General features: G+C 32.6%; 16 protein-coding genes. All 16 read right to left on the reverse strand.

Features of this window, described 5'->3' with window-relative positions:
* Positions 1–157: 157 nt before the first annotated feature.
* The 16 genes from atpC to Q0K54_RS08455 all read right to left on the reverse strand — a co-directional run bounded on the left by atpC (position 158) and on the right by Q0K54_RS08455 (position 12,107).
* A complete protein-coding gene (gene atpC, locus Q0K54_RS08380) occupies positions 158–559 on the reverse strand; it encodes an ATP synthase F1 subunit epsilon (RefSeq protein WP_294580127.1) in 402 nt (133 codons plus the stop codon).
* Positions 552–1,958 (reverse strand): F0F1 ATP synthase subunit beta, encoded by a 1,407-nt coding sequence (gene atpD, locus Q0K54_RS08385; RefSeq protein ID WP_294580128.1) that lies wholly within the window; start codon positions 1,956–1,958, stop codon positions 552–554. Before atpD ends, atpC begins: the two co-directional genes overlap by 8 nt.
* A gap of 11 nt (positions 1,959–1,969) precedes the next feature.
* Positions 1,970–2,827, reverse strand: a complete 858-nt coding sequence (gene atpG / locus Q0K54_RS08390) for an ATP synthase F1 subunit gamma (protein WP_294580129.1) — start codon at positions 2,825–2,827, stop codon at positions 1,970–1,972.
* A gap of 6 nt (positions 2,828–2,833) precedes the next feature.
* A complete protein-coding gene (gene atpA, locus Q0K54_RS08395) occupies positions 2,834–4,357 on the reverse strand; it encodes a F0F1 ATP synthase subunit alpha (protein WP_294580130.1) in 1,524 nt (507 codons plus the stop codon).
* A 9-nt stretch (positions 4,358–4,366) separates the two neighbouring features.
* Complete coding sequence (locus Q0K54_RS08400) at positions 4,367–4,900, reverse strand: F0F1 ATP synthase subunit delta (RefSeq protein ID WP_294580131.1); 534 nt, start codon at positions 4,898–4,900, stop codon at positions 4,367–4,369.
* Entirely contained in the window at positions 4,900–5,403 is a 504-nt protein-coding gene (gene atpF / locus Q0K54_RS08405; RefSeq protein WP_294580132.1) for a F0F1 ATP synthase subunit B, read from the reverse strand. The genes Q0K54_RS08400 and atpF overlap by 1 nt, the downstream gene beginning before the upstream one ends.
* A 21-nt stretch (positions 5,404–5,424) precedes the next feature.
* Entirely contained in the window at positions 5,425–5,652 is a 228-nt protein-coding gene (atpE, locus tag Q0K54_RS08410; protein WP_294580134.1) for an ATP synthase F0 subunit C, read from the reverse strand.
* A 50-nt stretch (positions 5,653–5,702) separates the two neighbouring features.
* Complete coding sequence (locus Q0K54_RS08415) at positions 5,703–6,362, reverse strand: F0F1 ATP synthase subunit A (protein WP_294580135.1); 660 nt, start codon at positions 6,360–6,362, stop codon at positions 5,703–5,705.
* 4 nt (positions 6,363–6,366) lie between these two features.
* Positions 6,367–6,726, reverse strand: a complete 360-nt coding sequence (locus Q0K54_RS08420) for an ATP synthase subunit I (protein ID WP_294580136.1) — start codon at positions 6,724–6,726, stop codon at positions 6,367–6,369.
* A gap of 1 nt (position 6,727) precedes the next feature.
* On the reverse strand, positions 6,728–7,351 hold the full coding sequence (gene upp, locus Q0K54_RS08425) for a uracil phosphoribosyltransferase (RefSeq protein WP_294580138.1): 624 nt from the start codon (positions 7,349–7,351) through the stop codon (positions 6,728–6,730).
* A gap of 11 nt (positions 7,352–7,362) precedes the next feature.
* Complete coding sequence (glyA, locus tag Q0K54_RS08430; protein ID WP_294580140.1) at positions 7,363–8,601, reverse strand: serine hydroxymethyltransferase; 1,239 nt, start codon at positions 8,599–8,601, stop codon at positions 7,363–7,365.
* 2 nt (positions 8,602–8,603) lie between these two features.
* Complete coding sequence (gene rpiB, locus Q0K54_RS08435) at positions 8,604–9,044, reverse strand: ribose 5-phosphate isomerase B (RefSeq protein WP_294580141.1); 441 nt, start codon at positions 9,042–9,044, stop codon at positions 8,604–8,606.
* Complete coding sequence (locus Q0K54_RS08440) at positions 9,041–9,646, reverse strand: L-threonylcarbamoyladenylate synthase (RefSeq protein WP_294580142.1); 606 nt, start codon at positions 9,644–9,646, stop codon at positions 9,041–9,043. Before Q0K54_RS08440 ends, rpiB begins: the two co-directional genes overlap by 4 nt.
* A gap of 179 nt (positions 9,647–9,825) precedes the next feature.
* Entirely contained in the window at positions 9,826–10,122 is a 297-nt protein-coding gene (locus Q0K54_RS08445) for an MGMT family protein (RefSeq protein ID WP_294580143.1), read from the reverse strand.
* 5 nt (positions 10,123–10,127) lie between these two features.
* Positions 10,128–11,303 (reverse strand): beta 1-4 rhamnosyltransferase Cps2T, encoded by a 1,176-nt coding sequence (gene cps2T, locus Q0K54_RS08450; protein ID WP_294580144.1) that lies wholly within the window; start codon positions 11,301–11,303, stop codon positions 10,128–10,130.
* A 99-nt stretch (positions 11,304–11,402) separates the two neighbouring features.
* Positions 11,403–12,107, reverse strand: coding sequence for a hypothetical protein (locus Q0K54_RS08455; RefSeq protein ID WP_294580146.1), 705 nt, complete (start codon positions 12,105–12,107; stop codon positions 11,403–11,405).
* Between the last annotated feature and the right edge of the window lie 13 nt (positions 12,108–12,120).

A 12,120-nucleotide genomic window follows, 5' to 3' on the forward strand; every position in this document is an offset into this window, starting at 1 on the left:
CCTCCGTGTTATTTTATTTGCAGTTGGTAGCCGCAAGTATATTATAACATGGAGGTTTTTCATTATCACTCCACTAAAGCTTTTATACACCCCCAGCCTAGCTGGGGGTTTTATTGTGTTACAAAAAATACGACTTTCGTAACGAAAGTCGTATTCATTAATTCAATTCTTTAACTTTAATTCGATTAATAGCTTTTTTCAAAGCAATTTCTGCACGCATTAAATCAGTATCATTGGTTGGATGATTTATCCGTTCTTCTGCTCTTGATTTCGCTTCTTTAGCTCGATTTAAATCAATTTCATCTTTTGACTCGATTGAATTAACAATTAATTTAGTTTCATTATCATTAACATAAATAAAACCTCCACCAACTGCAAACTCATAACGCTGATCATCAATAATATAGCTCATTTTTGATATTTCAACTGCCGTAGCAAGAGGAATATGGTGAGCTAAAATTCCAATTTGACCCTCTGTAGCACAAAGATTTAATTGATTGACTTCCACCTCTTGATAGATTCCTTTAGGAGTTACTATTTTTAGTTTAAATTTACTCATTTTCTAAAGTCTTTGCTTTTTCAATTGCTTCTTCAATCGTACCAACATTGTGGAAAGCCTGTTCTGGTAAATGATCATATTTACCTTCTAGGATTTCTTTAAATCCTTTGATCGTATCGGCAACTCGAACATATTTACCTTCTGTTCCTGTAAATTGGCTGGCAACAGTGAATGGTTGTGATAAGAAGTTACGAACACGACGGGCACGAGCAACAGTCTGTTTATCTTCTTCTCCTAATTCGTCCATACCAAGAATTGCGATGATATCTTGTAATTCTTGGAAACGTTGTAAAATTTGTTGGACACCATGAGCTACTTCATAGTGTTCTTTTCCAACGATTAATGGATCCAATCCTCTTGAAGATGAGTTCAATGGATCAACAGCTGGATAAATTCCTAATGCTGCAATTGAACGGTCTAATACAACTCTAGCATCCAAATGGGCAAATGTTGTTGCCGGAGCTGGGTCAGTTAAATCATCAGCTGGTACATAAACAGCTTGCACTGAAGTGATGGAACCTTGTTTTGTCGAAGTGATTCTTTCTTGCAAAGCACCCATTTCAGTTGCTAAAGTTGGCTGATATCCAGCTTGTGATGGCACCCGTCCTAATAAAGCAGATACTTCAGATCCAGCTTGAGTGAAACGGAAAATATTATCAATGAATAATAAGACATCTTGACCTTGTTCATCACGGAATTCTTCAGCCATTGTTAGTCCTGATAAACCAACTCGTAAACGAGCTCCAGGTGGTTCGTTCATTTGACCGAAGACTAGTGTTGTTTTATCTAAAACACCACTTTCTTTCATTTCATAATACAAGTCATTTCCTTCACGAGTACGTTCTCCAACCCCAGCGAATACTGATAAACCACCATGTTCGGTAGCAATATTATTAATAAATTCTTGGATTAATACGGTTTTTCCAACTCCAGCACCACCAAATAATCCGATTTTCCCACCTTTAATAAATGGACAAATTAAATCGACAACCTTAATTCCGGTTTCCAAGATTTCGGTATCTGTTCTTTGTTGGGAATAGGTTGGAGCGGCACGATGAATTGGCATTCTTTTTACATCTGATGGTAGTGGATCTTTTCCATCAATTGGTTGTCCTAAAACATTAAACATTCTTCCTAAAGTATCATTTCCTACTGGAACGGTAATTGGATGTCCAGTATCAACAGCATCCATTCCTCTTCTTACTCCGTCTGTTGGTCCCATGGCAATACAGCGAACAACATCATCTCCAATATGCTGAGCAACTTCAACAACTAACAAGTCTGCACCATTTTGGATTTCGAGAGCTGTATTTAGTGCAGGAAGCTTTTGGTCACTGTCAAATTGAATGTCAATTACTGGTCCTTTAGCACTAATTATTTTACCAATGTTTTGAGACATACGGCACCTCCTTATTCTGCATTAGCTCCCGCTACGATTTCACTGATTTCATTAGTAATCGCAGTTTGACGAGCCTGATTATATTTTAATAATAATTGTTCTGTAAGTTCATCGGCATTATCAGTAGCATTTTCCATTGATGTTCTACGTGAAGCATTTTCGCTGGTTACTGATTCAATCAAATAACCATAAATAACCGCTTGTAGATACATTGGAATCAAATTATTTAAAACCTCATCAGGACTTGGTTCAAATAAAGTTTCTTTGTTTGAAATTTCAATATCTTCAAAACTATCAGGATCAATTGGCAACAAAGTAACTATTCTTGGTTTAAATGTTAGATTGTTGATAAATTCAGTATAGACAATTTTTATCTTTTTGATTTCCTGATTACTATACATGCTTATTAGTTTAGATACTAATCTAGTTACATCTTTGAAACTAAGAGTGGTATTTAAGTCATTATATTGACTATCAACTACTCCTTGATGATTTTTGCTTAAATAACTAGTTACTTTACTACCAATTGTAAAAACATAATCATCATCTCTAATTACATCTTTAATTTCTTTAAAAAGATTAGCATTATAACCACCACATAATCCTAAACTAGAACCAATGACAATATAGACTTCTTTATATGTCTTTTTATTTTCACGTAAATAAACGTTTTCATTGTCACCTTGATTATTGGCTAATATTTGAGCTACTGTTTGCGCAACTTCAGTGTAATAAGGTTTTGACTGATCTAGCTGCTTTCTAGTCTTTTGTAACTTTGAAGCTGCTACTAGTTCCATCGCCTTTGTTATTTTCTTTGTCGATTCGACTGATTTGATCCGTCGTTTTATCTCTTGCATTCCTCCAGGCATAGTAGATTACCCCTTTACCTGTGTTTTTTCAAATTGAGATACAAAAGCACCAATTACATCTTTCATCTTATTTTCTAACTCTGGTGAAATTTCTTTTTTATCATTGATTTCATCAATAATTTCATGATTATTTAATTCAATATTATTTACTAATTGATCCATAAAGTTAGATACTTGTTCTACTTTTAATGATTTAGTAAATCCATATTTTAACGCAAATAAAGTGATTACTTGTGTAGATACTGATCTAGGCGAATATTGTGCCTGTTTTAAAACTTCACGTACTTTAGCTCCATGGTCTAATGTAGCTTGAGTTGCTGCATCTAGATCAGAACCAAATTGGGCAAAGGCCTGCATTTCGGTATATTGCGCTAATTCTAGTTTTAATGATCCAGATACTTGTTTCATCGCTTTAATTTGGGCAGCAGAACCAACCCGGCTTACTGATAAACCAGTATCAATGGCTGGTCTAAATCCAGAGTTGAATAAATCTAACTGCAAGAAAATTTGACCATCAGTAATTGAAATTACATTAGTTGGGATATAAGCTGAAATATCCCCTGCTTGTGTTTCAATGATTGGTAAAGCTGTGATTGAACCACCACCATTTTCTTCATTTAACCGACAAGCTCTTTCTAATAATCTTGAATGTAAATAGAATACATCTCCTGGATAAGCTTCACGTCCTGGTGGTCTTTTTAACAACAATGAAAGTGTTCGGTAGGCTACCGCATGTTTTGATAAATCATCATAAACAATTAAAACATCTTTTCCTTGTTCTAACCATTCTTCTCCAATGGCACATCCAGCATATGGAGCGATATATTGAACTGGTGCCAATTCACTAGCTGAAGCACAAACTACTGTAGTATATTCCATAGCGCCACCTTGGCGTAGTTTTTCAACTATTTGGGCAACAGTAGAATTTTTTTGACCAATAGCAACGTAAATACAATAAATATCTTGTCCTTTTTGATTTAAAATTGTATCAATAGCGATGGCTGTTTTTCCAGTTTGACGATCTCCGATAATCAACTCACGTTGACCACGACCAATTGGAATAATAGCATCAATAGATGTAATTCCAGTTTGTAAAGGCTGATCAACTGATTTTCTAGTCATAACCCCTTTGGCAACTCTTTCAATTGGACGAGTGCGATTAGTTTTTATTTCCCCATTACCATCGATTGGTTGTCCTAATGGGTTAACAACACGACCTAGTAAAGCATCACCAACTGGTACTTCCATGATACGATTAGTTCGTTTAACTTCATCGCCTTCTTTAATTTCACTATCAGAACCTAAAAGAACTGCTCCAACGCTATCTTCATCAAGGTTCATAACCATTCCATAAATATCATTAGGAAAAGCTAATAATTCACCAAGCATGGCATCGTCTAGTCCATGAATTACACAAACACCATCACCAACAGTCATGACAGTACCAACGTCTTTGCGTTCGATTACTTCATCAAAATGTTTGATTTGTTCTTTAATCAAAGCACTAATTTCATCTGGTTTAAGCTCCACTATTTTCACCTACTTTCTTAATAGTTCTTTCTTTAATAATGAAACTTTATTTTTTACAGAGCCATCATATACTCGATTTTTAATAACCACTTTTATCCCACCAACTAACGTTGGATCATTAACAACTGTTAATTTAATGGTTTTGCTTTCTTTTGTACCGATGGCAGCTTCGATTTTTTTGATTTGTTCGTTGTCTAATGTAAAACTTGTATATAAAGTTCCTTCTTCTATTCCTAAGTATTCATTACATAACGTTTTAAATTCTTGATTTATTTCTAATAAATGTTTTATTCGTCTTTTTTTAATTAAGAGTTTTAAAAAATTGACAATATATTTATCAACTTGATTTTTAAATGCTTGATCAATGATTTGATATTTAGTTTCATTAGAAATAGCCACTTCATTAAAAAATCTAATGAACTTAGGATCGTCTAAAAAGACTTGGTTAACTAAATTAATATCTTTTTGATAATCTAATACCGCTTGTTGATCAAGAGCTAACGAAAATAATGATTGAGCGTAACGTTTAGCTACTGTTTCCATTAGTTAACAACATCATCGACAAATTCATCAATCATAGCCCGATTAGTATCAGTGTCGATTTCCTTTTCCATAACTTTAGTAGCCACATCGATAGCCACATTGACAATTTCTTCTCTGATTTCGGCTTTTGCCGCTTCTTTTTGATACTCAATCTCACGATTTGCTTGTTCCATCTTAGCCTTAGCTACCTGATTAGCTTCATCGATAATATTTTGCTTAATTACATTAGCATCATCTTTGGCTTTATTAACAATTGTTTGATATTGAACAGCAGCATCTCGTGCTTGTTTTTCACTTTCTTCAACAAACTTTTTCGCTTCATCCTTCATAGTTGCGGCATCAGTCATGGTGCTTTCAATATATTCAGCTCTTTTAGCAAAATAATCTTGAACTGGCTTCCATAAAAACTTTTTAAATATTAATAGCATTACGCCTGTTGCCAATAACTGCACCACAAGTGTCGTAATATTCGGGAACAGTTTTCCAGCTATATCAATTCCCATTTTATTTCCTCCTTGTAATTATTAGTATACGAATAATAAGATCAAAGATACTAATAACCCATAGATTGCAACTGTTTCTGTTAAGGCAATCCCTAAAATCATTGTTGTACGAACTTTACCTTCTGCTTCAGGATTACGTCCAATAGCTTCAACTGCTTTTGCAGCTACAAGACCTTCTCCAATACCAGTAAATGCTCCAGCACATACAGCAATAGCTGCAGCAATTGCAATTAAACCTGTGTTATCCATAATTCTTCCTCCAAATATTTAAATATTTCTTAAAATAAATATATCTTTAACTAGTTAACCTCAATTGAAATCAAGATACTAGATAAAGTCACAAAAATCAGGGTCTGAACAAACCCAGCAAAAACATCAAAATACATATGTAAAATAGATGCAACAAATGGTCCTAAAAAGTTAAAATCGATAATATAGCTTGATAAGTAGCCAGTGAAACTATAGACCAAAGACATCAATATTGATCCCGCTAAAATATTACCAAACAACCTCATTGATAATGAAATCATTGGTGATATAGCACCTAATATATTGGTTGGCGGTATCAATAGATTTTTAACATACGCAAATAATCCATTGGTCCTCAATGCATTGTATTGAATCAACGTAATCGTCGTTAACCCCATTGCCAGAGTGATTGATAGACAAGAAGTTGGCGCTTCGAATCCCCATAAACCACTGATATTGCAAATGAATACGTAGATAAACAACATGCTAAAATAAGGATAATAGTTTTTAGCAAAACGAGGAGGGCCGGGCATAATTGAGCTCATATAGTTATAAATCATGTTAATTCCAGTCTCCACAACTAAAACTACTCCTTTAGGTTTTTCTAATGGATTAGCCTTTTTAAATTTGTTACCAATTAATATAAAAGCAATGCATAACGCTGTCATAATAATTAGTGAATAAATCAGTTCAACCTGAATCTCAATCATTGTTTCAACTCACCTCTTTTCGATAATAAATTTGTAAAGTAACTTTCATAATTAGGCATCCAATAAAGGTTCCAGCCAAATGAAAGAACTGGCTAAATATAATTGATAGATAAAATGCCACTGCAATCAAAACTAATTTTAAAACAAAGAACATTCCAACTAATATTGGACTTCCCTGTTTTAAAGAAATGATCGTATCTGTCATTTTAACTGTCATAAAAAATGTAATAATACTTACCAGATAACCTAATAGAAAACCTGTCATAAATGAAAAATCATTAAAGTATAATGAAATAAGTAAAAATACTAATTCACCTACAAAAAATACGATAACTGATTTTTTTAATATATTTTTTATATCCATATTACTCTGTTCCAAATAAGCGATCGCCAGCATCACCTAAGCCAGGTACAATATAACCCTTATCATTTAGCTTAGCATCTAATGCAGCTAACGTCAAATCAACATCAGGATGTTCTTTTTCAATTAAAGCTACACCCTCAGGAGCTCCAACTAAGCATACCAGTTTGATATCTTTAGCTCCTCTTTTTTTAAGGCAATCAATCGTAGCACTGGCACTACCACCAGTAGCCAACATGGGATCAACAACAATTACTGTAGCATCTGGTAAATCTTTAGGAAATTTGGCATAATATTCTTCTGGTTTTAAAGTTTCTTCGTTTCGTGACATTCCAATATGACCAACTTTAGCTGTTGGAATAATTTGTCTAAATCCATCAACCAGACCAATTCCCGCTCTTAAAATTGGAACAAGAACAACCGGCTTTTTTAATTGCTTTCCAACGATTGGGCATATTGGTGTTTCAATTTCAATGTCCTCTACTTCTAAATCTTTAGTTACTTCATAAACCATTAGCATTGCAATTTCATCGAGATTTTGCTTAAAAATATTTGATTTGGTATTTTTATCACGCATTATCGTCAATTTATGATTTATTAATGGATGATCAATAATTGTTGTTGCCATAAATTACCTCCCTAAATGTATTTAATATCTTGATACATTGTTACTTTATCAGTTAATGCCTTTACTCTTTTTAGGCACTCTTCTTTAATTTCGTCAGTTTCTTCGTTTTTTAAACGATAAGCAATAATTTTTCCAACTTCTTCAAAATCAGCTTCTTTAAACCCTTTTGTTGTCATTGCAGGAGTACCAACTCGAATTCCACTAGCTTTGAAAGGTTTTTCAGTATCAAATGGAATTGCATTTTTATTAGCAGTAATATTAATTTCATCTAATAATCGTTCGGCTTTTTTACCAGAAATTCCACAGCTGGCTTTTACATCAATTAAGATTAAATGATTATCAGTACCATCAGCAACTAATCTAAATCCTTCTTCTTTTAATGATTTTTCTAGTGCTTTAGCATTTTTAATAATTTGATGCGCATATTCTTTAAACTCTGGTTGCATTGCTTCATAGAAGCAGGCAGCTTTAGCAGCAATAATATGCATTAATGGTCCACCTTGCATTCCAGGGAAGACAGCACGATCAATTGCTGGTCCTAATTCCTTTTTACATAATATAGCGCCACCACGTGGTCCTCTTAATGTTTTATGAGTAGTCGTTGTAACGACATCAGCATATGGTACTGGTGATGGATGATATCCTGTTGCAACCAAACCTGCAATATGAGCCATATCAACCATAAATAAAGCCCCAACATCATGAGCACATTTTGCCATGAATTCAAAATCAATAATTCTTGAATAAGCACTGGCACCAGCGACAACTAATTTCGGTTTTATTTCTTCACATTTTTTCTTGAAATCTTCATAATCAATAGTTTCAGTATCCTTAGATACGCCATAACTATGAAATTCATAATTAATTCCTGAATAATTTAATGGATGTCCATGAGTTAAATGACCCCCATCATTTAAAGACATTCCTAAAACTTTATCACCATGATTTAATAATGCCATATATACGGCTGTATTAGCTTGAGCCCCACTATGAGGCTGAACATTGGCATATTCTGCATTGAAGATCTTACATAGTCTTTCACGAGCAATTGTTTCAACTTCATCAACATATTTACAACCACCATAGTATCTTTTTCCAGGATAACCTTCAGCATATTTATTAGTTAATACACTTCCAGCTAATTCCATAATTTCTGGTGAAACAAAGTTTTCTGAAGCAATCAATTCAATATTATTTCGTTGCCGGTTTAATTCTCTTTCAACACTAGCAAATACTTCTAAATCTTTCATGATTACTCCTCCTCATAGGCCATCATTTTTTCAATTCTTTGAACATGACGACCACCTTCAAACTCACTTTCTAACCATGCTTTTAAAATTTCTAAAGCTAATCCTTCGCCAATAACTCTTTGCCCCATTGCCAGCATATTAGAGTCATTATGTTGCCGAGTTGCTTTAGCGCTAAAAACATCGTGGCATAAGGCACATCTAATCCCTTTTACTTTATTCGCTGTAATACTTACACCAATTCCAGTACCGCAAACAACAACCCCCTTGTCACAAGTACCATCAGCTACTGCTTTAGCAGCTTTACCAGCATAATCTGGATAATCACAGCTTTCTTCAGTATATGTTCCAAAATCAGTAACTTCATAACCATGAGTTTCTAAATATTCCTTTAAAACATTTTTTAATCGTAACCCACCATGATCACAAGCCATTGCTATTTTCATTTCAATACCTCCATTATTTCTTCTTTAGTAATATCACCTAAGCGTAATATTTCAACTTTACCCTTACTTACATCCACAATTGTACTTGCCTTTTTACTAATACTTTCACCTTTAACAATAATAGGAATCTTACCTGAAAAAACCTTCATAACTGCCTGATCATCAACCAAACTTTCATTGCCAGAGATATTAGCACTTGTTACTAACATTGGTCCTGTTTTTTCCAGCAAAGATAATACAAATGGATCATCAGGAATTCTAATTCCAATGGTATCTAAAGATGCAGTAAAAAAATCATCGATAAAAGGCTTCTTTTTTAAAATGATAGTGATCATTCCGGGCATAAATGCCTGAATTATCTTTTTGGCTTCTTCATTTACATAAGCATATTGTTCAATTGCTTCGGGTTTACTAATCATCATTGATATTGCTTTACCACGATCACGATGTTTAACCTGATACAATGCCTCTAATGCTTGATGTGAGCCAAATTTTACCCCTAAACCAAAAACAGTTTCAGTAGGAAAAGCTACAACTTCATTAGCAGTCACTAACTTAGCGACCGTATCAAGAGCATCTTTTTCAACTAAAACTGTATTCATAGAATCACCTCATTTGCACTATATTATACAATAAAAGATATAAAATTTGTAGCATTTTGGTGACTTTTTAATGCCATATCTGTTTTTATAACTTATAAAATATCTTTTTAATCATTTATGATATTTCAATGTTATATAAATAATTATTTTAATAAATATTTTTCTTTAAAATTCATTTCCTATATTTCCCATTTACACTTTTTCATATCAACATTGCCATTGCTTTTAAAAATTACTCCCTCATTTTCTAACAGTACTCGCTGATTGGTCCAGCCAGGAACTAATCTTCCAACGCTATTTACAACTCGATGACATGGATAATCACCATACAAAGATGAATGTTTTAATACCTTACCAACTAATCGAGCATTTTGAGGATGGTTTGCCAAAATAGCAATTTGTTTATAACTGGCAACTTTTCCTTTAGGAATCTCGGAAACTATTCCTAATATTTGATAAATTAAATCTTTGTCCATAAGCTTTATTGGTTATTATCTAAAAATAGTTCTTCATACTGTGACGTTATATAATCCCAAGTATAAAATTCTTTTATAACTTGCTTTGCTTCGTTACCTAATTTATCTATATATTTTTCTGAAAAATCATCGACTGTATTAATAATTTCAGCTAAATTCATCGACTGTTTTCCCCAATAAATTGCAGCTTCCCTACCAACTTCAATATTAAAATCAACATTCAATAATAAATTAATGTTAGTTGTAGCCAATGCCTCTAGTAATGATGGGTTAGTTCCACCAACTGAATGACCATGAATATAAGCATAAGCATTTATTCTAATTGCAGTTAATAAGTCCTGATCATATACAGTACCTACAAACTCTATTCTACTATCTTTTTCAAAATCAGTATTTTTCTTTAAATTATCATAATACTTATTATTTTCTACATTAGTAATCAATACTAATTTTTTTTGGGTTTTTGATTTCATAAATTCCTTAATTATAGTTTCAAAATTATTTTCAGGAACAAAACGCCCAACAACTAAATAATACTGTTTTTTTTCTAAATTAAACTTTTTATACCAATTCAAAAGTGATTCCTCATCATTTACATTATAAGAATCGGTAACATTAGCACCATAAGCAATAAAAGTTGTTTTTGGATTATACTTTTTATACTGATTATTAATATATTTTTCAATATTGACTGAATCACAAATAATCAAATCACTATTCTTTACCATCAAACGTTCAGAAAACTTCCAATATTTTTTGATAAAATAATTCCACTTCGCTCTTTTCCATTCATGTCCATCAGGATTAATAAAAACTTGACAATCCAACTCATGTAATTTCTTTACATGATATTTCATAAAAGGGCCAATTCGACAGGCCAATATATAAACAATACCATTATCTATATTATTATCTTTAATATATTGTATGACATTTTGTAACGCTAAAACATCATAAATTATAGCTTTTGCTGGCCCAATATTAGGAACTTTAATATTAAAGCATCTCGCACCATTATACTCAAATTCACTACTTTCGTTACTTTGACAGGCAACATGATATTTAATAGATTCATTTTTTCTATTTTCTGTTAATTTATCAACAAATGTTTCAAACCCACCATATTTTGCTGGAATTCCTTTAGAACCAATAATAAATATATTTTTCATTTTTTCAATCAATTACTGATTTTCCTCTCTTTCTATATGACTTAAAAATAAAAAGACCGTTTATAGACCCCGATCTTTTTACTTATTCTTATCCACTAAAATATCTTATATTTATTCAGATACAGGATATTCTATAATAAATCCTCTGAAAATTCCATTTCTATTTTCATTACAACAATCAAAAGTATATGTATATCCTAAAGAATCAGAATAATCCAATCTACCATCTGTAGCATGTTCTGGATCGCCTAACTCATCGTAGAAATCATATAAGTCAACTTTTCCGTCCATTTTAAATGTATAATTTGCAGTCACCACTTGAATAGAGTTAAAGGCTTTTTCGTATTCAAACTCAGAAAGTGGATCATATTTAACCTCAATTTGCGTTACCTTTGCTTGGGCAACTGGGATAGCTTTATCACTACTGTTTTCATATCGAACAGGGAAACGTTGTACCTCTCCAGCTTCTGTTTCAACATTTAAATAAGCTACCATTGATGATATACCATTAGCATTAATTTCTTCATCAAAAACTGAATTTCCAGTATCATTTAATGTTACTGTTCCTAACTGACTTAAATAATTTGCATATTCTCCAACAGTTTCAGGGATACTAAAATTAAATCCTTCTATCGTAAAATAACTTATTAATCCGCTTGATTCTTGAAAATCTGAGACATCTTTGATTGTAACTTCATCATTTGCTGAATCATTACTATTGTTATCACTACCATCACTACTGTTATCATTATTACAAGCCGTCAGACCAAACACCAATAATAACGACAAAAATAGTGATAAAACTTTTTTAATCATATTATTTCCTCCA

The organism is uncultured Thomasclavelia sp. (assembly GCF_944324745.1).
Taxonomy (GTDB): Bacteria; Bacillota_I; Bacilli_A; order Erysipelotrichales; family Coprobacillaceae; genus Thomasclavelia.